Origin of the sequence: Paraglaciecola sp. (assembly GCF_039943935.1) — a bacterium.
GTDB lineage: Bacteria > Pseudomonadota > Gammaproteobacteria > Enterobacterales > Alteromonadaceae > Paraglaciecola.
The window spans coordinates 17,343-42,794 of the sequence record NZ_JBDUZQ010000021.1 but is presented as its reverse complement, the minus strand read 5'-3'; the positions used below and the strand labels follow the sequence as shown (position 1 = coordinate 42,794).

Sequence of the window (25,452 nt, the reverse complement as noted above, 5' to 3'; positions counted from 1 at the left end):
GATAACAGATAGCCATGCTAACTAACATGGCTTTTTTTGTTTATATTTGAGGGCAAATAGTTGCCGCAACAACACAGTTTTTACCGGATCGTTTAGCTTTGTACAACGCTTCGTCAGCCCGAGAGAAAATGCCAATTTGTGAATCTCCCTCATGATAGGTAGCGGTACCTATGCTGCTTGATATTTTATGCTTAACTAATAGAGGCTCTTTAGCAATTGCATTTCTGATACGTTCGGCTATTAAGGCATTCACATTTTCATCTGCATCGGACAGTAAACAACAAAACTCGTCTCCACCAAACCTAAAGGCAGAATCTGACTCTCTTAAGCTAGACAATATAGTGTTAGCACACGCCACTAAAACCTTATCGCCTTCGTGGTGGCCATGTGTGTCGTTAACTTGTTTAAAGTTGTCCATGTCCATTACGAGCAACCCAAAAGGTTCATGACGCCTGTCCGCTTGACTGCCTAGTCTAGCGATAGTTTCATTGTAGTTTGCTCGATTTCCTAACGAAGTTAAAAAATCTTTCATCGCAAACTGCTTCATCTTGTAATGCTCTAAAGCATTCTTAAATGGGTAGTTAAAATTCATATGCATTTGCTGCAAAATTTGCCATGCTCGAATCGATACAGGCTGGCTAAAAGTGTAATGCATAGTGGCAATGTTTATACCTAAGCGGGTACAGTTTAGCGATTTGATGTAAGGTTTTTGAGGCGTCTTGCCAAAGCATACTTGATTGTCTTCAAACTGGATCTTTAGTTCGGACAATTGTAGGGTGGTACTTAATTGTTGAAAGTACAGCTCGCTAAGCTCACTCAAGTCAATGGTTGTGAGTAATGTTTGTATGAATTGGTTGAGCTGATTATGATCGAGTTTATGCTTTGATTCTTGGCTTGATGGCTCAAGATTAAAGAATGATTCTTTCAGATCAGAATCATATACTTGATTAAGGTGCTCCACTATATTCTCCTGCCAAAAATTTGGCGAATTGCTTAACTAAATTTGCTGCTTCGCAGTCATTCAGCAAATATTGTGCCTATAGCTAATTTTGTTTGTTTTAGTTTCTTTTGGAATCGTTTTGGAAAAGGGGAAAATTTTGTCATGCATGGAAATTTAGGCAACGTTCTTATTCTAATGTCCGTGGCTGTAGTGGCCGTCTGGTTATTTAAACGAATAAACCTTCCTCCTATTTTAGCTTATTTGTTTTGTGGAATTTTAGCTGGACCAGACCTACTCTCGTTGTTTGAGCACCCCGAAGACATGCAGAATTTTGCTGAACTAGGGATAGTCTTTTTACTGTTTTCATTAGGCTTAGAATTCTCTTTACCAAAAATGTTAGCCATGCGGCATTTGGTATTTGGGGTAGGGTTAGGGCAAATGTTGCTTACCACATGTGTATTCATGGGGATCGCTTACCTCATTGGTTTTGATGTGAAAGCATCTTTGGTCATGGGTGGCTTAGTGGCGCTCTCATCAACAGCTATTGTAATAAAACAAACTAGTGATTTGGGCATTTTAAATACGCCCAGAGCACAAATCGCCGTGAGTATTCTGTTGTTACAAGATTTAGCAGTGGTCCCACTTTTAATATTGGTACCTTTACTTGCTGCGGACTCTGAACAAAGTTTAAGTATTGCTATATCTTTGGCCTTTTTGAAAGGGGTAGTAGTCGTTGGGATTTTATTATCCATTGGGAAATGGGTGCTGCCTAAAGTGTTTAGTGAAGTAGCAAGAACCAGAACGGATGAGCTATTTGTACTTACTACGATTATGGTGGCACTAATGGCCGCTGGGTTAGCTTTTTCTTTTGGCTTATCTATGGCGTTGGGCGCATTTTTAGCTGGAATGATGTTGGGAGAAAGTCAATATAAGCATCAGTTAGAGGCGGATATTAGACCTTTTCGTGACATCTTAATGGGGTTATTTTTTATTACAATAGGGATGCGTTTAGAGTTACACAATATACCGAGCCAGTTACACTTGGCGCTTGTAGGATTAGTAGGCATTGTAATAATAAAAATATTACTTATCAGAGTATCAGCCTGGATCTTTAAATTAGGTAGTCAAGACGCTTGGGCTGCAGGAATTAAACTGTGTCAAATGGGGGAGTTTAGTTTTGTCATTGCTGCTCTAGCAGTTGACCACAATCTGTTAACTTCAGAACACGGCTCTTTATTGTTAACTATAGGTGTAATGAGTATGGCCATTACTCCATGGTTAGTGGATAAAAGCCCTGCTTTGGCCAGATCACTTAGCCCAGAACCATTACCTCACTGCAAAGGCGCAGAGCAGCTTTCATCTCATGATAAAGAAATAACAGATCATGTACTTATTTTTGGTTTTGGCCGAGTAGGGCAGTCGGTCAGCAGGTTGTTAAAGATAGAAGCTATTCCTTATAGAGTGGTTGATGCTGATCCTACTCGAGTGCAAGAAAGCCAAAGTGCTGGAGAGCCAGTTTATTTTGGTGATGTTAAGCAAAAAGATATTTTACGTGCGGTTGGCATAGAGCGAGCTAAGCTAGTGTTGATTACCTTTGACCAACATGAGAAGGCCATGGCAGTCATCCAGTTAATCTCAAGTTTGTATCCTGACTTACCTGTAGTGGTTAGAACACGTAAAGACTACCGCATGGATGAACTACTAAATGCCGGTGCAACGCAGGTGGTACCTGAAATTTTAGAAGGGAGCTTAATGTTGGTAACGCAAGTGCTACAGATGTCTGGCGTTCCTATGTCACGGATCCTAAAGCGAGTGCGTAAAGAACGAAAAGGCCATTATGGTAATATGCATGGTTTTTTCCCCGGTGAAACAACCGAAATGGGCTATGCGAGGCAAGACAAATTGGAGTTCATGCATGCAGTCATTTTAACCACTAACGCATTTGCTGTAGGTAAACCATTACATGTTCTCGATACACAGCGCATGCGAGTTAGCATTAAAGGTTTAAGACGTGATAACAATGAGTTGCCTAGTCCTGATGGTGACATTGAGTTACTAGAAGGTGATGTATTAGTTATAACCGGTAAACCCCGAAGAGTAGAGCGGGCTGAACGTTTTTTACTAGAAGGAAGCTAAAAGGTTAGGGTACAGACGTCATCACAGTGTTTTCTTAAAATGATGACAGATTAGTTAAATTTGTAAATTTTTATTGCACAATAATTAAACGATATTATACTGTATGTATAAACAGTTATTTGTTGGAGGCATTATGCACAGACAACCTAATCTCAGTACTTCTGCCAATAGGTATTTTTTAGATTCACCGTGCTACCTTGATAGTGATTTATGTACCCAAGCTCAACTAAGTGTTGAGTCGGAAACAGGCCAGCATAGTGTGTTATCACGAATGGAGAATCTAAGAGCCTTTGCCAGAGTGCAGCGGAATGAGAAGTTGAAAGCTGAAGGAATGCAAACTAGTTTTTGTTTTTAATATTTGTTTGAGTTCTGGTTTTATACACAGATACTTTGCTGCGTTGCATGTTCGTCGTGAAAGTCTATTAGGTTATGTCCCTACTATTCTTAGTTGTGTTTATAGAGCCAGACTCTAAAACCTCGCATTATAAATCTGTGTTAACCAATGAAATTAGCTTAATCGGCTAATAAAGTAAGTCATTCGTCGTGAAAAGCTTTAAACTATGCGAATATTTAAGGTTACCTTAGCTAACCATTACCTAGGATTTTTATGATCAACAATGATGTGATGCGCCGAGTGCGTTATATCTTCGACTTTAACGATGCAAAAATGATAGATATTTTTGCCCAGGCTGACTATCCCGCTACCGTTGCACAATTGCATTCTTGGTTGCGAAAAGATGATGACCCGGATTTTGTTGAAATAACCGATATTCAATTTTCGTTATTTCTTAATGGCCTGATCAATACTAACCGAGGTAAGCGCGACGGAGTTGAAGCGCCTGTTGAGCGTAGGCTAACTAACAATATTATCTTTATGAAATTGAAAATAGCATTGAATATGCAAGCTGAAGCCGTGCTTGAAGCGATGGATTTAAGTGGTTTCAAAATTAGTAAACATGAATTGAGCGCGTTATTCAGAAAGCCTGAGAACCGTCAATACCGTGCTTGTAATGATCAAATTTTACGTAACTTTTTAAAGGGCTTACAGTTGAAGATACGAGGCGACGGTTAAGCCAGCATATGCTTTCTTATCTTATGAAAAACTGCCTTGATGTGTACCTATCGAGGCTTATTCTTGTGTAATAGACTCAATAACATATTATTACAGTATTACCTTTGTGCTACGTTGTTAAATAGCTAAAAAGCTCCTTAGTTCTTCTTGCCTGGTTAGGCCATCTTTCATTCCTAATTCGATAAGCTCTCGACAAAATTCTTTTTCGAACAATAAATAGCTAAGTAAACTAGTGTCAGACTTATCATGTAACCCTAACATACGCAGTAGTACTTTTATGCCAGAAGGCATTTTATGAAAATGTTTCGCTGCCATTTCGTTAAAATTAGTTGATGGATTCACCACCATGCAGTCAATGGCTTTTAGCTGAGTTTGTTGCTGTTGCTTATAGGTCATATGTGCGATGGTTTGATTTATTCTGGTTAATCGTTCTAAATCTGCATTCAGGGTGTCTGCAAAAATGGTGTCTAGCAAGTGACCAGCAATGGCTATGCTACTAGGATATTTACTTAGATCTGTGAATCGAGAGCGTTTTTCTGGTTGCTCAACCCCAATGATGAGTATTTTCTCTGCACCTAAGTGTATCGCTGGGCTAAGTGGAGATAATTGATGTACAGACCCATCACCCATAAATTCTCCCATCATTCTTACAGGTGGAAATAGTAATGGTATAGCGGAAGAGGCCATTAAATGTTCAGAGTTGAGCGTACATGGTACGCCTCGTCTTTTTTCTCTGTGCCAAGGTTGGATGTCATTTTGCCCCTGATAGAAACTAATGGAATCATGGCTTGAATAGCTAGAGGCATTGATGCTGATCGCTCGTAAGTATCCTCTGGATATATTTCGGTCTATGCGGTGGAAGTCTAGCCTTTCTCGGATCAGTCGCCTAAGAGGTTGATTATTTAATAAGCTAGAAGGGTTCTTTTGATTTTGTTCGGTCTGAAAACTACTTAAAAAATTAAGGGATAAGTGTTTAAAAACATCTCGTATGCCGCTGTCGTAGACTTGGCGAGTGTTAAAGTTTTTCCAGACCCATTCTAGTTTTCTGAGCCCTAGATGATAACAAGAGGCATAACAAGCTAAACCAGTAGCATTAATTGCCCCTGCAGAATTCCCACAAACAATAGGAAACGGTAAGCCTTGATTTCTTGGTAAGAAAGTAGCAATGGCTTTTAAAACACCTAATTGATAAGCGGCTCTGGCGCCGCCACCTGATAATAATAATGCGTATTGATTGCGGTCTGACAACAGTTTTTCCTTACAAAGTGAGGCTCAGTCCTTCTGCTGCGGCAAATAGCTGTAAGTCTGCACCGCCTAATTCTATGACATATTGGCAATGATTTTCAATTTCTTCAATTTCGTCATCAGTTCGGATATGGTCATGACTATATAGAGCCATACGTTTAGCTCTGCAACCCATTGCTAATTTGACAGCCTCTTCTGCCACTGAATGGCCCCAGCCTGCTTTTTCTGGCATGTCAGCAAGCATATATTGAGCATCATGGATCACTAAATCAGCGTCTAAGCTAAAATTAACCCAATCTAAAAAATCGGTATTTTTTTTATAAGGAGGGTACAGCTCATTATCTGTAATATACGCCACTTTTTTGCCGTCCGCTTGAATACAAAATGAACTGCCGCCACCTGGGTGATTCATAGCTAATCGGGTGACAGTAGCAGAGCCAATTTTCCAGCTGTTCACTTCTTTGTCTTGAGGCAAAATTTTTATATTAGAGCGTAAAGTTTTGTAATCGACAGGGAAATAACTACCACTCATTTGTTCAAGGATTGCGTTATGATCATTGTGAGTGGTTTGTCCTGGGGTAATTAAAATATTTCGATTAGGTTGATATATCGGAGCGAAAAATGGAAAACCTTGTATGTGATCCCAATGGTTATGTGTAATGAGCAGATGAATATCATTAGTTTGCTTGATGAGTTTATCACCTAGCTTTTTAATCCCAGTTCCTGCGTCTAAAATAATGTCTGTGCCATCATCCAAATTAATGTGTACACAAGCAGTGTTACCGCCATATTTGATAAACTCTAGCCCTGGAGAAGGGCAGGAACCCCGAACACCATAAAAGGTTACTTGCATTTATTGTCTCATTTCGAAATAGATCACATCCGTGAAGTTAAACATTATAACTAAAAGCATAGGCCTATTAAGTATAAACTTAAAATTATTCGTATGTGTTGGCGCAATTAAGTACTGACATATGAGCATTTTTTACTTAATAAAAAAGCGCCTCAAGGCGCTTTTAGTATATTTTTACAAAGTGAGGCTTTTTTATAAAGAGCTAACGAAATTAAGTAATTTGTCTAACTCAAGAAGCTGTTTCTCACCATTTCTACGATTTTTGTATTCTACTTTTTGTTCATCTAAATTACGCTCACCAATTACGATTGTATGAGGAATACCAATTAGTTCCATATCGTTGAACATTACACCTGGACGCTCTTTTCTATCGTCAAATAATACGTCAATACCCGCATCAGTTAGTTGGCTATAAAGGGCTTCGGCAGTTTCTTGAATGCGATGTGACTTATGCATGTTCATGGGGATCAACGCTATTTTGAAAGGCGCGATGGCGTCTGGCCAAATAATGCCATACTTATCATGGTTTTGCTCAATAGCAGCCGCAACGATACGAGACACTCCAATACCATAGCAGCCCATAGTGAGTATTTTATGTTTGCCATTTTCATCTAATACTCCACACCCTAAGGCTTTGGAGTATTTATCACCAAGTTGAAATATATGTCCGACTTCTATTCCACGTTTGATTTCTAAGGTTCCTTTGCCATCTGGAGATATGTCTCCCACTTCAGCATTGCGGATATCAGCTATTTCAAAGCTTTGTACATCTCGAGACCAATTTGTACCTGTATAATGGAAGTCAGTTTCATTTGCTCCGCAAACAAAATCAGCCAAATGAGCGGCATCTCGGTCAACAATAACCGGCACTTGTAAACCAACTGGACCAATTGAGCCAATTGTACAGTGTAATGTGTCTTCAATTTGTTGCTCAGATGCCATCGTTAGAGGTGCAAATACGCCTGCTAACTTCTCTGCTTTTATTTCGTTCAGTTTATGGTCGCCGCGCAATACCAGGGCGGCTAAGCCTTGTTTACCATTTTCATCGGGGGTGGCTAAAACCACTAACGTTTTTACTGATTGGTTAGCGGGCACATCCAAAAACGCTGATACAGCTTCAATTGTTTTTTGGTTAGGTGTCGCCACCTTTTCAAGAGATTTTGTGGCTGCAGGACAATCACCTTGAGGTGCAAGCCCACTTGCCATTTCAATATTAGCGGCATAGTCAGACTGATTACTAAATACAATATCGTCTTCACCGGACTCTGCTAAAACGTGAAATTCATGGGATGCACTACCACCTATTGAGCCTGTATCTGCAATGACTGGACGATAATTCAATCCAATTTTTTCAAATACATTACAATAGGCTTGAAACATAGAGTCATATGTTTTCTCGAGGCATGCTTGGTCCATATGGAAGGTGTATGCGTCTTTCATGGTGAATTCGCGACCACGCATAATGCCAAATCTGGGACGAATTTCATCGCGGAACTTAGTTTGTATTTGATATAAATTAAGTGGAAGTTGTTTATAACTATTGACTTCATTTTTGACTAAACTAGTGATGACTTCCTCATGGGTGGGGCCTAATACGAAGTCTCTAGAATGTCTATCTTTTATCCTCAGAAGCTCTGGGCCGTATTCATCCCAACGACCTGATTCTTGCCACAAATCAGCGGGTTGCACTACTGGCATTAATACTTCAATAGACCCTGCGCGATTCATTTCATCGCGCACAATATTCGCGACTTTATTTAACACACGCAAACCAGATGGTAACCAAGTATAAAGTCCTGATGCTAACTTTCTGACCATACCGGCACGTAACATTAGCTGGTGGCTAATAACTTCTGCATCGGCTGGGGTTTCTTTTTGCGTCGATAATAAATATTTACTTGTGCGCATGAACGGAAAAATCTCTAAGGGTTGAAGTGAAAAAATGGACGCCATTCTATCAGCAGCATCTCGTCTGCTAAAGCCATTATTTTACCTATCGATAAATTATTTTTGCTGAACCGTTATTACGGTATTTATCTGGTTTGAAACTCGCCATTGAATATTCAAATCATATAAGCTCATACCATATATTTTTTCTGGTTCAGTCGTCTTGTGGTATGCAGGGCGAGGGTCTTGACTTAATACTTCTTGTATTAGTGTTTTCAAATTAGGGTAGGTATGCTCTATCTTAGTAATTTTAGCCTTTGCTTCAGTAGAGAACTCAACTGTCATTGATTCGGGAGCATACTGTGCTACTTCACTGCTTGCCTGATTAATATTGTCTGCATAGGGTACATACGGTTTTATGTCTAGAATAGGAGTTCCATCTATTAAATCGACTCCGTTTACAGTTAGGCTCAACTGATTGTTGTGGTGGTGTATTGAATCAAACTCCACGACAGACATGCCAATACCATTAGGCCGAAAAGTACTGCGGCTAGCAAACACTCCTTGTTTATTATTCCCTCCTAAACGAGGAGGGCGTACCAGTGGTTTAAACCCTTGCTCAGCGGTTTTGTGAAAGTGAAATAGTAGCCATAAATGACTAAACTTTTCTAAACCCCGTAAGTAATTGGGATCGTTAAACTCTTTCTCAAAATAGATGATGCCATTGGCACTTTTGACTAAGCCTGGTTGACGAGGGATCGCGAACTTTTCTGGGTATGGTGTGCTGATTTTGCCTATAGGATTGATGGCAATATTCATGTGGTTCATTACTAGGGATTATCGATGCTCGGATTATAAGGATATAAATAAATAAAAACAGGCATAACCCTTTCATAGCAATTATATAACCCTTTGGATACCATACTTTTACTCTGAGCGATAAGGTTGTTATTTGTGTTTGAATTGAAGATCTCTAAATGTAATTTTTTATCTCATATCTTTTTGGAAAAATTGGTAAGTACTCATGGTTTACAGCGGTTTACCTTAGTTGATGACGCGCTCTATTCAGCTCAACCGGTTACTGATGGCATTCACAACGAGAAATTGTTGCCTGTGTCAGGCGATGATAAGGAGCACCATAATTTATTAATATTCTCTGAAGGTTTACATTTACAGCAATTACAATTAATTACCTTTGCGCTACAAGATTACTGTGAAGTTAATAGTTTTAAAGTAGTACAAGTTCAGGGAGTCGCTGGCTTTTCCATATGCGCTAAAGTCCTTATGAAAAAAACTGATGGTATAAAAAATAAGATAGAAGAGACAGCAAAACAATTAAGTGTTGAGCTATGCTGGTTTAAACGCTCACCGACATTGTCTGAGCCTGGGGTACTTCTTATGGACATGGATAGTACTGTCATTGCTGTTGAGTGTATTGATGAAATCGCTGAATTAGCCGGGGTAGGAGAACACGTTTCAGCCGTCACTGCCCGGGCGATGAAAGGCGAGTTAGATTTTGCAGAAAGCCTGCGTACTAGGGTGGCCTGTTTACAAGGTGCCAATGAATTAATTTTGCAGCAAGTACGAGATGCTTTACCTTTAATGGCGGGAGTGGCTAATCTTGTGTACATATTAAAAAAACACCAATGGAAAGTTGCCATTGCTTCTGGCGGTTTTACTTACTTTGCTCAATATTTACAACAAAGGTTAGGATTGGATGCCTCAGTGGCAAACGAATTAGAGATTGTTGCAGGAAAGTTAACCGGAAAAGTAAAAGGGCGCATTATCGATGCAGAAGTTAAAGCTGAAACCTTAGTCTCACTTGCCACACAATGGGGTATTCCTGGGGCTCAAACTATCGCTATGGGTGATGGAGCAAATGATTTAGTGATGATGAACGCTGCGGCCTTAGGTGTAGGGTTGCATGCTAAACCTGTGGTTCGTGAAAAGGCCGATATTGCTATTCGCCGTGGTGGTTTAGATGTTTTGTTGTGGGTATTAGCAGTGAACTAAATGGAACAGAACCTCAAAGCAAAATATTTTGAGGTTCTTTCATCTGCATTTGATTAGCCAGGCGTGTTTAACATTATACCTTTCGCCATATAAATATCATCATACATCAAACCGCCATTACCATAGGGCTTTTTAGCCGATCCTGTATTGCTAATTGTCATAAAATACCCCAAGGGTAACTCTCGTTTCATTCTAAATTTAGCATGTTCGAATACTTTCTCTTGTTTATCAAACTCTCCGCCACGAACATATAAATCATAACTTTGCCCTCCTTTGGTGTGAGGCGAGTTATTAATGACATACCATAATTCATACCATTGATTTGTTGCTAGTGGCTGAGCTGCTTTTCCAGAAGCTAAATGATGTATGTTGTGATAAGCCTTGTTGTCACCCATTACCATTAGGGTGCCGTCATTTTTAAAGCCATTAGATTCAAGTTTATCTGTTACTCGTATCATAGGCTCAAAACTGTTGTAATGGTTTTTCTCAATCTCAATAGGGGACAAGTTAGTCAAACCAAAAGAGTGGTTGTTTGGAAAATATTCTATTTTAATGCGTGTATAAAATGTATAAGTTTCACCTAGCTCAACTGCTTTTGGGAGTGGTTTTATTGTGATGGCTTTTCTGTTTCCAATGACGCCCTCTGCTGCAGGTTTTTTTAGTAGATAATGATTACTTGTCGCGTCTTCTTGGTGTACCTCTGTTATTTGAGGGGCATCTACATATGGAGACGTTTGATTGTCTGTATCCATTTTATGCCATGTATCCATAGTATGTTGCTGCTCAAAGTTATCTATGAGTAACCATGGGGATACTTTGTTTACTGAGTGACATTGGGTCAATAAAACCATCATTGAGCTACTGATTATTATTTTCAAAAAAATTTTCATCATAAGGCTTCTTTTACGTTTTTAGGAGTTGCTCTATACCCACTTGCTTTATTTTGTGGGTTGGGGGTGTTTTGTGGTTAATTAAAACGACACTTTCGGTGAACTCAAAACGTCGTAATACCTCATCAGTCACATCAATTAAATCACCCGTGCCAGACACGTTCCACAGTTGATCTTCTAGGGCTTTAGCTTTGTGTAATGCGTAGATACCCACATACTGTAATTCAGCTTGCATGGTTTCAAAATCTGGCCTGCCGGTGGGGCCAAGGAATACTTTTATCGCAATAAATTGCCCTCTTTGGAGGGCTTGGGCTATAAAATCTCTGCGGTGTTTGGTACTGGTGAATTGTTCTGAAAATACACTTTCTATTGCTTCTCTTCTTGTTTCTTGACTTGGGTCAAAAGCTACAAATAACTCTCTCATGTCGGGTTTATCACTAGGTCGCTTCGTTTTCATAGTACGAGTGATAAACTCATGTTTTGATTTATTACTTATAAATAGGGGATACAAGTCAACCATATTTGGGGCTGTCTGAAACGTTAACAAGTTATGAATTCGGTTGTTCGTTGCGCCAGTTGCCGCAGCGTCCGCTACATAATTACTGCCATCTTTACTAAGGAAAAATGCAGTATTGACTATGTTTTCTGTATAGATATTACGTAAAGCCTCGCCAATTCCCGGCACCTCCTCCTCATCTCTAAAGGACTTTAGTTTTGAGCGATTAGATTTAATCAATGCTTCAAAAAAGCGTCTGGCGGTTTTATTCTCATCAGTCACTATATTTTGTAAATGTAAAACAAAGCTGTCTTTTGAAACATTGCGGACAACATAAGGTAAATCCGATAGCTTAAATTTACTGGTAACTTTTTGTAACTGCGGAAAAGTTAAGGATATTTGCAGCTCTTCAGAAGTAGGCAAGGGGGCGTTCAATTCTACCCTTAAACCTTGTGTAGAAAAGTCTTCTGTATTTCCATCAAAAACGTTATTGGCTATTTTAACTTTTACAGAGGTGCGCAGTAAATAACGAGTCTCACGTCTTTGGTTAAAATATTTAAAGCGATAAACCGTAACCACTGCCGGTGGTTTATTCCTAGGGTGGCCAAATATTTTTAATTTTGCTAACTGTTCCCGTTTAATTATATGTTTTTGGTAATGCTCTGTACTTATGTCATCTGTGACATTGGTTAAAACTGCAATATATGACAGACTTTTTAACCTCGACATGAGACGTGGGGAAGGTTTTTGGTTTTGGTTTTTTATGTTGTCGTTGATTGAGTTAGAAATGGATAAAGGACGATAACTTTGTTGAGGATCCATTTCTGTTAACTGCAATTTATAGACACGCCAACTAACTTTACGAGACCCAAAGCCTAAGAATAAATTTTTCAAAGTAGGCTTTTGGTCTAACTCATGATGAGAAGCAGAGTAAAAGTAAATTTTGCCATCATTAATATGATTAAACACAAAAATAAATAACTCTTGTTGGCCTTTATTAAGGGACAGGGCATGTTTTAAGCGTTCTTCAGTTAACAAATATCCGATTTTTAGATCTTGTATTTCATTGGCCCAATATTGAATTTCTTCTCTATTGCAATCATTAGCCAAAGCATATCTAGGGATGTATTTACCATCCACATGGTCTATAAAAACAGGAATAGAAGCAAAGTTTGGGATGTAATATTGTTCGTAGGTTTTATTTTGAATGGCTGTGAAAGTATTGTCTAAGTTAACCTTATAACGCCTTTTATTACCATGAATGAAGTGCTCAAAGAACTTATCAAATACAGGGTTAGGGATATCAGTTTGACGCACTAAATTAATGCGTTGGTCGTGCTGAGCTGTTTCCACTTTCTTGATTACATAAGCAATACCTTGACGTTTATCTAGGGAGTATTCTTTTTCTAACCCTCTAAATTGAACCGCAAGACGCTCCCCTTCTTTTAGTAAGTGCTCTTTACTGGTTTTCACTTTTAAGCCGTTAACAGAAACATCTATCGTTGTGGCTTGTACACTTTTATTTTGACTCGTAAACATTTCAATACTAACTGAAAAGTTCATTCTTTCTTCGTCTCTTTGAGCGAAGTTACCAAATTTTAAAAGCGGAGCTCCATACGTTTCAGCAGGTTGTATTTCCTTGCGAGGGTTGTTTTTTTCATGCTTGGCCTGTTCCTGATCTTTTTTGTGCATCACCCGGTAGTTGTTTTCGGTGTTGGTAACTGCTTCATAAACTCCTATTGTGTATTCGCCAAAAATTCTAACTTGTCGTTCAAATGTTTCAATTGCTATATCATCTAAGAAGTGCTGTTTATTTAGATGTTCAAAGGATCTACATTTTCCTGAGACTAAACCTCGCAAGTCAATTAAACGCATACATGGACGTGCTAGACGCATTAATTCCATTTTAATTAAAAATCGTTTCTCTTTCGGAATTGTAGAGGCGACTTGATTAAGCACTTGATTAAACTCAGGCTCATGTATCATGGGCTTAAGTTGTTCAATAATGTTGGCGTATTGCTCTATATCTTGGCTCATGGAGTAGGAATTAACTTATAATAATTGTTATCGGTGTCATGTCAGAAAAGTTGACTGGTTTTTACCAGGCTATTTTTAACAATTCATTCTATAAAATATGATATTAAATTTGATAATCATTCTATTTAATATCTTTGCATAAAAAGACAAAAATAATATGGCGAAACAAAAAACTGCCTATGTATGTTCTGATTGTGGAACAGAGTATCCCCGTTGGCAAGGGCAATGTAACGATTGTAAGGCGTGGAATACCATCAGTGAGTTTGTACTATCTAGCAGTGCGACCACTAGTCGCAATCTAGGTGGCTATTCAGGCCAAACTCAAGCTGTGGTTGAGACGCTAGACAACATAGACTTACAAGCGCTACCAAGGTTTGCATCAGGTTATAAGGAACTAGACCGAGTCTTAGGTGGAGGAATTGTCCCAGGTTCAGCCATGTTGATAGGGGGCTCTCCAGGGGCAGGTAAAAGCACCATGTTATTGCAGGTTATGTGTCAAATGGCTAGTAACAAAAATGCATTGTATGTAACTGGTGAAGAATCTTTACAGCAAGTTGCTCTTCGGGCTCAGCGTTTAGGTTTAGCGAAAGATAAGTTGAAGTTATTGGCGGAAACGAACGTTGAAACTATCTGCCAATTGGCTTTACAGCACAAGCCTGAGTTGATGGTAATAGACTCTATTCAAGTTATGCAAGTTGCAGATGTTCAATCTGCTCCCGGCAGCGTGTCGCAGGTTAGAGAAAGCGCTGCATTTTTGACACGCTTTGCTAAGCAGCAACATATTGCCATGTTTTTAGTCGGGCATGTTACTAAAGAAGGGAGTTTAGCTGGGCCAAAAGTGTTAGAGCACTGTATTGATTGTTCAATGATGTTAGAAGGTGAAAGTGATAGTCGTTATCGCACGCTTAGAAGCAATAAAAATAGATTTGGTGCTGTGAACGAGCTCGGTGTATTTGCGATGACTGAAAAAGGCCTTAAAGAGGTGAGTAACCCTTCAGCTATTTTTTTGAGCAGAGAAGAGCAACAGTCTCCAGGCAGTATCGTAATGGTGGTATGGGAAGGCACCCGCCCACTGCTTGTAGAAATACAAGCTTTAGTAGATTATTCACAAATGGCTAACCCTAAACGAGTTGCTGTCGGCTTAGAGCAAAATCGTTTGTCTATGTTGTTAGCAGTATTGCATCGTCATGGTAGCGTACAAATGAATGACCAAGATGTATTCGCTAATGTTGTGGGAGGGGTAAAGGTCGCTGAAACTAGTGCTGATTTAGCGCTGTTGTTAGCCATAGTGTCTAGTTTTCAAAACAAAATTTTAGATAAGGAACTCATTGCATTCGGAGAGGTAGGGTTAGCGGGTGAAATTAGACCTGTACCTAATGGCTCTGAGCGAATCAGTGAAGCTGCAAAGCATGGGTTTAAGCGAGCTATTGTGCCTAAAGCGAATGTGCCTAAACAAGGTGTTGCTGGTATTGAAATTATAGGGGTGTCTCGTCTGTCAGATGCACTAGATGCTTTATAAATCGCACTCAGTACTCATTATTGAGATTTTAAAAATAGCCATTCATAAAAAGTAAGCTATATGCTTTCTAGATATAGCTCAACTTGTTGCGTTTCATAATCTAAAAGGCTGTTTATAGCCTCCATTGCATTACTTGCTATGATGAAAAAAGTATCAGAGGTTACGTTTACTTCGGTACTGTCTATAAACTCCAATTTTATAGTTGAAGTAAGATTTGAACATTCTTCTGAGGCTTTAAGTAGTAAGGTAGACTGTTTTCTCGAATGGGCTCCTTTGTTTTTGAATTGTTTAAAAACAGTAGAAGACAGTTCTGTGATTTTTTTTTCTAAATAACCTAATTTTACTTTATCGACCTGAGTACTTGCCCCCGCAGCCGCAATAGCAACTCCCATTGCTCTAGACTGCCCAATATACTCAACCGTAAAAGGTAGTTCTCTCCATAGCAATGAAATATTAGGGAGTGACTCAAAGCTGCTTTTATTGAAATGCTCGTGTTCGGCAATATCTTCAAGTAAATAGAGTAAGTTAGCTATCATTTCAGTGTGTTGTACATAACTTTTTTCAATAGATAAGTCACCAGCTGTGCTTGCCAAGCGTGGCCAATGATCAGAAAACCCAAGCCAACGTTCTTGAGTAATTATTAGTTGCTCTGCATTTAACTCTTCAATTATTGGTTTCAATTCAACCTTTATCCCAGCTATTATGGGTTTAGCTTGGGCATCACCTTGGATGTAAGCGGCGTTCTTTCCGCGGTGTTTCTGAAGCAAAGAAATTAATAATTTTATTTTTTTTACTTTAGACAAAATGCGTTTATGTTGTTGCCATTGTTGTTTTGTTTTCCAACTATTAAAAATAAGCAGTGATATAGCAATAATACTTAGGCTTATGACCATCAATGTTAGGTTCACTGAGTGATGTCCTTATTTGAAGAAGTTACGTTTTTAAGATGTCCTGCCAGTTCTGTTGTTTGTTCGGCAATTTGAGCATTGGCTTGGGCGATTTCTACCACTTCCGATAAGTGTTTTGATATCTCTTTAGTGGCTATACTTTGCTGTTCTGTATTGCTTGATATCACTGAGATTTGAAACTTAACTTGATCTGATTCTGAATAAATATCTGTTAAATTGTGTTTAGCTTCATCGGCTTTTTTTACACAAGCTTGGGTAAGTTTAAACACTTTAGACATACTCGTTTCTACACTGGCACTACGTTTCGTTACTCCTCCCATGCTGCCAATAATATTTGTCGCTGTTTCTTGGCTAACGCTCGCTAAAGAGCGTACTTCATCAGCAACTACAGCAAAGCCTCTTCCTTGCTCACCAGCTCTAGCAGCTTCAATTGATGCATTTAATGCGAGTAAATTGGTTTGCTCGGCGATCTTCTGAATATCATTAGTTAGTGTTAACACATGTTCACTACTTTTATTGAGCTCTTTAATTGCAGAGAGTGTTTGAGCTGCTTCTTGCGTGACAATATCTACCTCTGTACCTAAGTCATTTAATTGAGTGGTGCCACCTTTTGCCAAATCGCAGGCTTTTGATGCAGCACATTCAACTGTTGATATTTTTGCAACAACATCTTGCAATGAGTTACTCATTTGCGTAACTGCAGCAGCGCTTAAATTTGTAGAGTCTGATTGTTTAGCAACGTTATCTGATACTGCTAAAGCAGACTCTGTAACCTGCTTTGATGAATAGCGAATTTCTGCAACTTGTTCTTTCAGTTCCGCTATGCGCCTGTCTGCTTCTCGAACTAAAGTTTGAAATTGGTTAATTAACCCATCAAAAAAAATTGTGTTTGAGCTGAGTTCACGATAATCATGCTCTGGTTTTGCGGCTTGAGATAGCTGCACTTCAAAGTTATGTAAATCATTAGTAATGCAAAGAAACGAGGCAGTGATGAGCCAAATAACAAGCCCGCCAATAAATATATCAATAGCGTAATGGCTGTAAAACTCATTTTGAATTAAAAATAAAATAGAAAACAGAGTAATAAACCAGATACTAACTAGAGTTGCTTTTACATTCATTAGTTTGAACATCAGCATAACCGGATAACCTAATAGGTTGTTCATTACATCTCCATTTGATTAAATTAACTAATGAATAGCTAAAATTAAAGAATTTTCTTTTTAATCTTAATTAACAATACCTTACCTTTAGATAACGGTAAATAAAATTCTTTTTGAGTCAGAGGCATAAATTTTACGCGAAAAAAAAGCCAGCAAGTGCTGGCTCCTAGATTAATTTCTATATATTTAAAAGCGTTTCTTCAACGTTAAACCAAATGTCGCAGGCTCAGACATATAGGCGTTTAATTTACCATCCTGAAGCGGAGCATTGAAGTTAGTCCGATTAATATACTCTTCGTCTAACACATTACGGCTCCATGCTATTAAATCCATGTCATATTCTTCAAAGTTCATGAAAAACCGAAGGTTGACAACATTATAGGCGTCTTGCACCGCATAAGGGTCATTGCTGCCATCAAGAACCATGTCGCTAGTGTGGCTAAAGTCACCTTGTACATATGCATAGATGCCGTCAGATACTTCGAAGTCTTTCTTAACACTTAACACCGCATAATGTTTTGGCTCGCCACCAGGTCTGTCACCTGAGCGGTCGCAGAATTGGTCATCCTCATTTTGACGCCCTGGATCGTCAATACCGGTATGCCAAGTGTATGCTACCCAACAGTTTCCACCTTCGAAGGTTTTATATTCGGCATCAACAAATGCATAAGCTAAGTTAACTTCTAAATCTTCAACCGGAAGCCACGTAGCTTCTACTTCAAACCCTGATATCTCGTAGTCACCAGCATTTTGTAGGTTAAAACCGTTACCTGTAAAGGTATTCGCTTGAAAGTCTTCAACTGTAGTGTAGTGGGCCGCGGCATTCACCCTTAGGTTGTTTTTGGGGAAATCTTTTTTGATGCCAACTTCTAATGATTCTGATGTTTCTGCGTCAAATAAAGGATCAAAGCCATCAGCTATACGGTCAGTATTGGTTCCCCCAGATTTATAGCCAGTACCGTATGAACCATAAATTAAGGTGCCACGGCTAGGCTGCCAGCTTAATTTTAACGAGCCTGTAATTTGGTCATCTTCTATGGTTTCGATTATATCAGAGCGACTTGCAGTGGTTGCACCAAGCGACTGAAATCCCCAGCCCGCGGTTTGAAAGGGTAGAAGAGCTGCCATGTCTTCAGCACTAGGAGCTTGCCCCCCCGCTAATGCAGCACCAATATTGCCCGCCGCAACTCCAGCTGCTCCGGCTCCTATAATTAACTCAGTGGTACTATTAAAAAAATCAGGTGATTGACTGCCATTCGCAAGGTTTTCACTAAAAATAGTCACTAAGTCTTTTGTTTCGTCTGTATAACGTAAGCCTGCGGTTAAGGTAAGCGTGTCGCTTAACTCGTAGTCAAATTGCCCAAAAATAGCATAGCTTTCATGTTGTTGTTTGGCTTGGTGATCAAACCCTGTTCCTGCTGGTGCTGCATCTGCAACAGGAGCAACTGCGCCACCAGTGGCTGCACTGATAGCATTAATGCCAGCAAATAAGTCGTCTAATGCGCCCCCTAAAGAAGACATATAGAACTCATTAAAGAAAGTGTCAGTATATAAACTATAATCTAAGTCTAAATCCTGGGTAAAGTAATAGGCACCTAAAATATAGTTTAGGTTATCGCCAGTGTAGTCGATGCGTATTTCTTGAGAGAATGAGCTCTGTTTGGAGTCGTTGTATGTTCCGAACAAGTTGGCGTCGGTAAAGTCTGTGTCGATATTATCGAAAGACTCAAAGTTACGGTAAGCAGAAATTGAAACTAATGTATAATTTTCATCTAGTTCCCAGTCAACTTCTGCAGATAACCCTTTGTCAGTCATGGTTGACTCGGGTAAAAACGAAACGGCCACTTCTCTGTCGTAAAATGCATCACCACCGGCAAATGCTGTTCCCCCGAGTAATGGTAGCGCTAAGTCAGAGCCTATTTCACCATCAGGATTGATGGTAGCATTACTTAATTGAACTGGTGCACCACAGCAAATTTCATCAATGTCTGCATAATCAGCAATTATACGAACAGATACATCATCATTGGGGGTATATAGGGCTTGAATGCGTGCCCCCCAACGATTTCTATCGTTTAGTAAATTTTTTCCAGTTTCTGAGCCATTACCTACGCTGTCTATGGTGCCATCTCTTTGGCTACCAAAAGCGGTGATACGAAAAGCTAGGATATCATCAATGGCTGAAATTGATGCTGCACCAGATAAGTTAGTTAGTCCGTAGTTACCAACAGTGGCTTCAACAAAACTATCTCCACCATCATGGCTTGGTGCTACGGATGAAACTAATATTGCACCTGATGGTGTGTTTTTACCAAAAAGTGTACCTTGAGGACCTCGTAATACTTCAACTGCTGCCACGTCTACTAGGTTATTGATCATTGAGTTTTGGCGAGCGCGATACACGCCGTCTACATATAAGCCTACTGATGACTCAAGGCCAAAATTCTGAGAAGACGTACCCACCCCACGAATTGAAAAACTAGAGTTGGTTGCACTTTGACTTTGAAATGCTCCCAATCCCGGTACATTGGTTTGCAGGTCGTACATGTCTTTGATGACGGCTTCTGCCATTTCATCACCGGTAAATGCTGTGACCGATACAGGGACCTCTTGGAGATTTTGGGTACGTTTTTGAGCGGTAACTGTGATGGTTTCTAGAGCTGTTTCAGGTTCCGCTTCTTGAGCAAAACTGACAGAGTTATTTAACGTAAAGGTTAATCCGATTAAAGCAGCTATAGCTTTAGGTTTAAAATTTTGAGGTAACTGTTGTTTCATAGTGGCTCTCTTATTCGCTTGTGATACAAGTCTAGTTTTCACTTTCTACTTGAGATTTTTGATACTCGAATCAACTTCAGCTTCATTGCTCTTTCAGATTCACTCATCAGACCTGTACCTTATCAAGCTTACTTGTGAAAAGTAAATGTTAAGTTCTATAAATGTTAATAATATTATTTTGGATTAACTAATAAGTTACATTTATCGGAGTTAGAAAACATCCATAAAAGCTAGTGAGGCATTAATGAAAACTAGTGGTTGCTTATAGAGTCACTATTTCGTTGGTTTCACTATAATTTAAATAAATGAATTTTAATTAAAATAATAAATTCAACTAATAATTATATAGAGAATAGTATCTAGTGAATTAGAGAACATTAGTTGGAAATCATGTGGCTGAGTTTTACATAGCGCGTCATGGACAAGCGTCTTTCGGAGCAAAGAATTACGATAAACTTAGTGAGCTAGGGCATCATCAAGCTAAGTGGCTTGGCAGTTACTTTCGTCGGAAAAACATTGTGTTTAGTCAAGTCTTTAGAGGCGATATGGTTCGCCATAAGGAAACAACGGAAGGCATATTTTTAGAATCTGAAAAAAAACCTAAGGAAACAATAAACCTTGGATTTAATGAGTTTGACTTTGAAAATATCGTTCAGGCCTATTTATCACTTCATCCCGAACAAACGTTAACCGCTGACGCAGAGCCTACGTTATTTTACCGATTACTAAAGTTTTCAATGTTGTCTTGGTCACAAGATGCACTTCCTCATGATTGCCTCAACGAAACATGGAGTGATTTTAAAGCGAGGGTAGGTAACGCATTGGATCTTGTCTGCAAAAGCCCATCAAAACAACCTATTTTAATTGTAAGTTCTGGTGGCGTAATAGCCATGCTGCTCAGTTTGGTCTTGGAGTTACACACTCATCATGTAATGGAGCTCAATATGCAAATAAAGAATTCCAGTTTTAGTCACTTTTACTTCAACAAAAATGCTGTGCGATTGTCTAGTTTTAACAATGTCCCACATCTGGAAAACTTGCATAAACCAGACGTCATCACCTTTAGTTAAAAGGAAAATATTATGAATTTTGAATATTCAAGTAAATCTCAAGAATTGATTCAGCGTTTAGAACGTTTTATGGAAGAACATGTATACCCTATAGAACAAGAATATATTAACACTCTACATAATAGTCAGGAGCGCTGGACAACGCCTCCTATTATGGAGGAGCTGAAACGAAAAGCTAAGAGCGCCGGTTTGTGGAATTTATTTTTACCTAAAGATTATCTACCTTATGGTGCGGGGTTGAGTAACCTTGAATATGCTCCGCTGTGCGAATTAATGGGCCGCTCATTGTGGAGTGCTGAAATCTTTAATTGTAGTGCACCAGACACCGGAAATATGGAAGTGTTGGCACGTTATGGCTCAGAGGAAGATAAGCAAAAATGGTTAATACCTTTACTTGAAGGTGAAATTCGTTCTGCTTTTGCGATGACAGAGCCAGCGGTTGCCTCATCTGATGCGACTAATATCGAAACCTCTATTCAAAGAGATGGTGATGAATACGTGATTAATGGCCGCAAGTGGTATACCAGTGGCGCGATGAATACGAATTGTAAAATTATGGTGGTGATGGGCAAAACCGACCCAAGTGCGCCCAAACATCAGCAACAATCTCAAGTTTTAGTGCCTTTGGATACCCCCGGGGTTACTGTGGTTAGGCCTTTGGCTGCTATGGGGCATTATGATGAACCCATTGGCCACGCAGAGATCTTGTTTGAAAACGTTAGAGTGCCTGCTGAAAATTTACTCGTTGGTGAGGGTGAAGGGTTCGCGATTGCGCAAGGACGTTTAGGACCCGGGCGAATTCATCATTGCATGAGACTTATAGGGTGTGCGCAGCGAGCCTTAGATATGGCGTGTGAACGGGTTGAATGTAGAGTTGCTTTTGGTAAGCCCTTGAGTAAACAGCAGTCTATCAGAGAGCGAATTGCACAAATGCACTGTGATATTGAGCAAGCAAGGCTTCTGACATTAAAAGCTGCCGATAATATGGATAAACACGGTAATAAGGTGAGTAAGAATATAATTGCGGCTATAAAAATTGTTGCTCCAACTATGGCATGTAAAGTCATAGATCAAGCTATTCAAATGTTTGGTGCAGGCGGAACCAGCCAAGATTACGTGTTGTCTGCGACTTATGCTTACGCGCGAACTATCAAGCTTGCTGATGGTCCAGACGAAGTTCACATGATGCAATTAGGGCGTAACTTGATTGCAGAAAAAAATGCGTAGGCCTGAAATATTAATGAGTAATTTAAGGATCTTATGATGAGCAATATTGCCACTGTAGATAAACTAGACGAGCTAAAACTCACTGAATATTTAACCCAGCATATTGATGGCTTTAGTGGTCCATTGAAAGCCACTAAGTTTGCTGGGGGGCAGTCTAACCCTACGTTTAAACTAGAAACGCCTAAAGCTACCTATGTGCTTAGACGTCAACCTCCAGGCAAGCTGCTTAAGTCTGCCCATGCCGTAGACCGTGAATATCGAGTGCTAGATGCGTTAGTAGATTCTAGTGTTCCTGTCGCTAAGGTCTATCACTTCTGCGACGACACGTTCCTAATTGGCAGTATGTTTTATGTGATGGAATATGTTGAAGGCAGGGTGTTTTGGAACAGTGCGCTTACAGAAATTTCAGGTAACTCTACCCGTACGCAAATGTATCAAAATATGGTCGAGGTTATGGCTTCGCTGCATAGTGTCGATATAGAAAAAGCAGGGCTACATGATTACGGAAAACCAGGAAATTATTTTGAACGCCAGTTTAGCCGCTGGAGTAAACAGTATCAGTTGTCTATAACCCAGGATATCCCAGAGATGGATAAGCTTATTAGTTGGCTTGAGAAAAACCTACCCGCTGACGATGGCAAAGTGTCTTTGGTGCATGGCGACTATCGTATGGATAACTTGATGTTTCATCCGAGTGAGCCAAAAGTTATTGCTGTTTTAGATTGGGAACTATCAACTCTAGGGCACCCTTATGCTGATCTTGCTTATCAATGTATGCAATTACGCTTGCCAGATAATCTTGGTAAGGCCACAGGGCTTGGTGGTATTGACCGAGCAAAATTAGGTATACCTGATGAGGCTGATTATGTTGCTAGCTACTGTGATTTGATGGGTATCGATAAAATCGAAAATTGGAATTTTTATTTGGCATTTAGCTTTTTTAGGTTAGCTGCGATTGCTCAGGGTGTAGCGAAGAGAGCTGAAGATGGCAATGCTTCAAACAAAGAAGCACAAGCAGTGGGAGGCATGGTAAAGCCTCTTGCCCAATACGCCTTAGAATTAACCTGGTAAGAATTAGGAATATGTAATGAAAGCAATTGTGTGTAATGAATTTGCTTCTGTAGAAGCGCTACAGTATCAAGAAGTTCCCGAACCTAAAGCCAAAGAAGGGCAAGTGGTAGTCGACATTAAAGCGGTGGGAGTGAATTTTCCTGATGGGTTACTAGTTCAAGGGTTATACCAAATGAAACCGGCTTTCCCATTTATACCTGGCAGCGAAGTGGCCGGTGTTATCAGTGAAATCGGTGAAGGGGTGAGCCACTTAAAAGTAGGGATGCGTGTTATCGCCCTGTGTATGCTCGGAGGCTATGCTGAAAAGGTGGCATGCCCTGCGACCCATGTATTACCCATACCTGATGAAATTCCAGATGAAGAAGCTGCAGCTTTAGTTACAGCACATGCTACTGCTCATCATGGATTAAAACAAAGAGCGGAAATAAAGCCAGGCGAAACCCTACTGGTCACTGGAGCTGCTGGTGGCACTGGATTAGCTGCAGTGCAAATTGGTAAAGAAATGGGGGCAAAGGTGATTGCTGTTTGTTCTACCCAAGAAAAGCTAGATATCGCTAAAGCGAACGGCGCTGATATTCTGATTAATTACACCAACACTGACCTGAAAACGGCTATTAAAGACGTCACAAATGGCAAAGGTGTTGATGTGGTTTATGAGTGTGTAGGTGGTGATACGTTTCATGCTTGTTCACGAAGTATGGCTTGGAACGGTCGCTTGTTGGTGGTGGGCTTTGCTGGCGGAACCATACCAGAATTTCCCGTAAATTTATCTCTAGTTAAAGGTTACTCGGTAGTTGGAGTATTTTGGGGTTCATTCACCCAGCATCAACCACAAGACTTTGCTGCAAATATGAAAGAGCTGTTAACTTGGTATGTGCAAGGACACGTAAAAGTAGTGGTAGATGAAGTAGTACCGCTTAAAGATGCCAAATTAGGCCTAAATAGGGTCATGAATCGAGAAGTAAAAGGTAAAGTTTCACTTAAGCCGTAAATCAAGAAATTTGAAGTGAAAAAAAGGCCTCAAATGAGGCCTTTTTACGGCATATTACTCAGTTAAAAGTACTACACCCACCATGTTGAACTGCTAGTCCATGGTAGAACGAACTTGGTTCAAATAGCTAAAAGCGGTCGTATAAAGCTGCACTATTTAATATTGTAGAGCGGGGTAAGTTTTTGCCATCACTACAAGAAATATTAGCGTAGAAATGCTCTTTCAGTTTTAATTTAAAATCGGGCTTCACGGATTTTATTTTTTTACCTAGTTCGCCTTTGTTATCTGTCTTCACTATGGTGCAGTTGTTTTCAAATGTTTCACCAATATTAGCATGTGCATAACTGATACTTAGCACAGACATACAGGCAATAGTGATAGACATTCTGACTGTTTTCAACATGGCTAGCTCCTAGGATTTTTTATTTCAATTGTAAGTTGAAACGCTTTATCTTTTCGATAGATCGATTAAAGCTCAAATCACAAGATTTAAAAATCTATATGAAAATACATAGGTATGATGAAATATAAGATTGTTAATTTTTTAGCGATAACCACGTGGCAGTGTACTTTTAATTTACAACCTCCAAAGTCTTATACTGCAAAGGCTATGGTTAGATAACGGACACTAACTCATCGTTATTTAAAAATGTTAAAAACTCGCTGCTACTTTAATTGTGAGCGAGTTATGCAGCAATATTGTAAACACCATGTGATGTATTACAGAGAGTAAAACACCACTGAAATTTGACTATTAAGAATATTTTTGAGTAGATGAATTGATAATACGAACACCAACTCCTAACACATCAAAATATCCACAAAATTCGAAAAACTCAGGAAAGTCACTGAATGAAAAATATAGTATTAAATAACTTTAATAATGCTTGTTTACATCATGGTTTACGACAATTGATGGTTAGTTTCTTGATTATGCTGTGTTGACGAGGCTCACCTTGAAGTTGGGTTGACAACTCAGAGTCTTCGCCTTTGTCTGCTGTTAACAGTGCTTTATGTTTACCTTTTACATCACCTTTTTCAGATATAGCCCAAAGTTGCTTTGCAAACTCTCTGAGATCTTCTGTAGTAGCATGAATAAATATTTCTTCTGCTTTTGAGTCTTTTTCTACGGTTATCATATTGTTCCTAAGGTTTCATA

Annotated in this window: 21 protein-coding genes; 9 read left to right on the top strand and 12 right to left on the bottom strand. The window is 39.4% G+C overall.

Annotated elements, in window-relative coordinates:
- Positions 1-40 precede the first annotated feature (40 nt).
- Positions 41-961, bottom strand: a complete 921-nt coding sequence (locus ABJD71_RS12190) for a GGDEF domain-containing protein (RefSeq protein WP_348169505.1) — start codon at positions 959-961, stop codon at positions 41-43.
- A gap of 141 nt (positions 962-1,102) precedes the next feature.
- Between ABJD71_RS12190 and ABJD71_RS12185 the strand changes: the two genes are divergently transcribed.
- The 3 genes from ABJD71_RS12185 (at position 1,103) to ABJD71_RS12175 (ending at position 4,148) form a co-directional block, all read left to right on the top strand.
- A complete protein-coding gene (locus ABJD71_RS12185) occupies positions 1,103-3,076 on the top strand; it encodes a cation:proton antiporter (protein ID WP_348169502.1) in 1,974 nt (657 codons plus the stop codon).
- A gap of 133 nt (positions 3,077-3,209) precedes the next feature.
- Positions 3,210-3,431 (top strand): hypothetical protein, encoded by a 222-nt coding sequence (locus ABJD71_RS12180; RefSeq protein ID WP_348169499.1) that lies wholly within the window; start codon positions 3,210-3,212, stop codon positions 3,429-3,431.
- A gap of 252 nt (positions 3,432-3,683) precedes the next feature.
- On the top strand, positions 3,684-4,148 hold the full coding sequence (locus ABJD71_RS12175; protein WP_348169496.1) for a DUF1456 family protein: 465 nt from the start codon (positions 3,684-3,686) through the stop codon (positions 4,146-4,148).
- Positions 4,149-4,265: 117 nt separating this feature from the next.
- Here ABJD71_RS12175 and ABJD71_RS12170 read toward each other — a convergent pair whose 3' ends face one another.
- The 4 genes from ABJD71_RS12170 to tsaA all read right to left on the bottom strand — a co-directional run bounded on the left by ABJD71_RS12170 (position 4,266) and on the right by tsaA (position 8,952).
- Positions 4,266-5,396 (bottom strand): patatin-like phospholipase family protein, encoded by a 1,131-nt coding sequence (locus ABJD71_RS12170; RefSeq protein ID WP_348169493.1) that lies wholly within the window; start codon positions 5,394-5,396, stop codon positions 4,266-4,268.
- 10 nt (positions 5,397-5,406) lie between these two features.
- Positions 5,407-6,246, bottom strand: a complete 840-nt coding sequence (locus ABJD71_RS12165) for an MBL fold metallo-hydrolase (protein WP_348169490.1) — start codon at positions 6,244-6,246, stop codon at positions 5,407-5,409.
- A gap of 192 nt (positions 6,247-6,438) precedes the next feature.
- Complete coding sequence (locus tag ABJD71_RS12160) at positions 6,439-8,154, bottom strand: proline--tRNA ligase (RefSeq protein WP_348169487.1); 1,716 nt, start codon at positions 8,152-8,154, stop codon at positions 6,439-6,441.
- Positions 8,155-8,250: 96 nt separating this feature from the next.
- Positions 8,251-8,952, bottom strand: coding sequence for a tRNA (N6-threonylcarbamoyladenosine(37)-N6)-methyltransferase TrmO (tsaA, locus tag ABJD71_RS12155; protein ID WP_348169484.1), 702 nt, complete (start codon positions 8,950-8,952; stop codon positions 8,251-8,253).
- 135 nt (positions 8,953-9,087) lie between these two features.
- Between tsaA and serB the strand changes: the two genes are divergently transcribed.
- Positions 9,088-10,146 (top strand): phosphoserine phosphatase SerB, encoded by a 1,059-nt coding sequence (serB, locus tag ABJD71_RS12150; protein WP_348169482.1) that lies wholly within the window; start codon positions 9,088-9,090, stop codon positions 10,144-10,146.
- 53 nt (positions 10,147-10,199) lie between these two features.
- Here serB and ABJD71_RS12145 read toward each other — a convergent pair whose 3' ends face one another.
- Both ABJD71_RS12145 and ABJD71_RS12140 read right to left on the bottom strand, forming a co-directional pair.
- Positions 10,200-11,039 carry a hypothetical protein gene (locus ABJD71_RS12145; protein WP_348169480.1) on the bottom strand — a complete coding sequence of 280 codons (840 nt, stop codon included), beginning with the start codon at positions 11,037-11,039 and terminating at the stop codon, positions 10,200-10,202.
- A gap of 10 nt (positions 11,040-11,049) precedes the next feature.
- A complete protein-coding gene (locus ABJD71_RS12140) occupies positions 11,050-13,569 on the bottom strand; it encodes a PilZ domain-containing protein (RefSeq protein ID WP_348169478.1) in 2,520 nt (839 codons plus the stop codon).
- 157 nt (positions 13,570-13,726) lie between these two features.
- Here ABJD71_RS12140 and radA point away from each other — a divergent pair, with 157 nt between their 5' ends.
- Complete coding sequence (gene radA, locus ABJD71_RS12135; protein ID WP_348169475.1) at positions 13,727-15,088, top strand: DNA repair protein RadA; 1,362 nt, start codon at positions 13,727-13,729, stop codon at positions 15,086-15,088.
- Positions 15,089-15,144: 56 nt separating this feature from the next.
- Here radA and ABJD71_RS12130 read toward each other — a convergent pair whose 3' ends face one another.
- The 3 genes from ABJD71_RS12130 to ABJD71_RS12120 form a co-directional block, all read right to left on the bottom strand.
- Positions 15,145-15,996 carry a hypothetical protein gene (locus ABJD71_RS12130; protein ID WP_348169472.1) on the bottom strand — a complete coding sequence of 284 codons (852 nt, stop codon included), beginning with the start codon at positions 15,994-15,996 and terminating at the stop codon, positions 15,145-15,147.
- Positions 15,993-17,162, bottom strand: coding sequence for a methyl-accepting chemotaxis protein (locus ABJD71_RS12125; RefSeq protein WP_348169469.1), 1,170 nt, complete (start codon positions 17,160-17,162; stop codon positions 15,993-15,995). Before ABJD71_RS12125 ends, ABJD71_RS12130 begins: the two co-directional genes overlap by 4 nt.
- Positions 17,163-17,345: 183 nt before the next feature.
- The gene (locus tag ABJD71_RS12120) at positions 17,346-19,934 is read right to left on the bottom strand and encodes a TonB-dependent receptor (protein ID WP_348169466.1); all 2,589 of its coding nucleotides are present in this window, start codon (positions 19,932-19,934) and stop codon (positions 17,346-17,348) included.
- Positions 19,935-20,326: 392 nt separating this feature from the next.
- Here ABJD71_RS12120 and ABJD71_RS12115 point away from each other — a divergent pair, with 392 nt between their 5' ends.
- The 4 genes from ABJD71_RS12115 to ABJD71_RS12100 are packed head-to-tail and all read left to right on the top strand — an operon-like array spanning position 20,327 to position 24,293.
- Complete coding sequence (locus ABJD71_RS12115; RefSeq protein ID WP_348169463.1) at positions 20,327-21,004, top strand: histidine phosphatase family protein; 678 nt, start codon at positions 20,327-20,329, stop codon at positions 21,002-21,004.
- 12 nt (positions 21,005-21,016) lie between these two features.
- Positions 21,017-22,231: an acyl-CoA dehydrogenase family protein gene (locus tag ABJD71_RS12110; protein ID WP_348169460.1), complete on the top strand. Its 1,215-nt coding sequence runs from the start codon at positions 21,017-21,019 to the stop codon at positions 22,229-22,231.
- A gap of 36 nt (positions 22,232-22,267) precedes the next feature.
- On the top strand, positions 22,268-23,302 hold the full coding sequence (locus tag ABJD71_RS12105; protein ID WP_348170480.1) for a phosphotransferase family protein: 1,035 nt from the start codon (positions 22,268-22,270) through the stop codon (positions 23,300-23,302).
- Positions 23,303-23,318: 16 nt separating this feature from the next.
- Positions 23,319-24,293 (top strand): NADPH:quinone oxidoreductase family protein, encoded by a 975-nt coding sequence (locus ABJD71_RS12100; protein WP_348169457.1) that lies wholly within the window; start codon positions 23,319-23,321, stop codon positions 24,291-24,293.
- A 127-nt stretch (positions 24,294-24,420) separates the two neighbouring features.
- Here ABJD71_RS12100 and ABJD71_RS12095 read toward each other — a convergent pair whose 3' ends face one another.
- Both ABJD71_RS12095 and ABJD71_RS12090 read right to left on the bottom strand, forming a co-directional pair.
- Entirely contained in the window at positions 24,421-24,696 is a 276-nt protein-coding gene (locus tag ABJD71_RS12095; protein ID WP_348169454.1) for a hypothetical protein, read from the bottom strand.
- A gap of 493 nt (positions 24,697-25,189) precedes the next feature.
- Positions 25,190-25,432, bottom strand: a complete 243-nt coding sequence (locus ABJD71_RS12090; protein ID WP_348169451.1) for a hypothetical protein — start codon at positions 25,430-25,432, stop codon at positions 25,190-25,192.
- Positions 25,433-25,452: the final 20 nt, after the last annotated feature.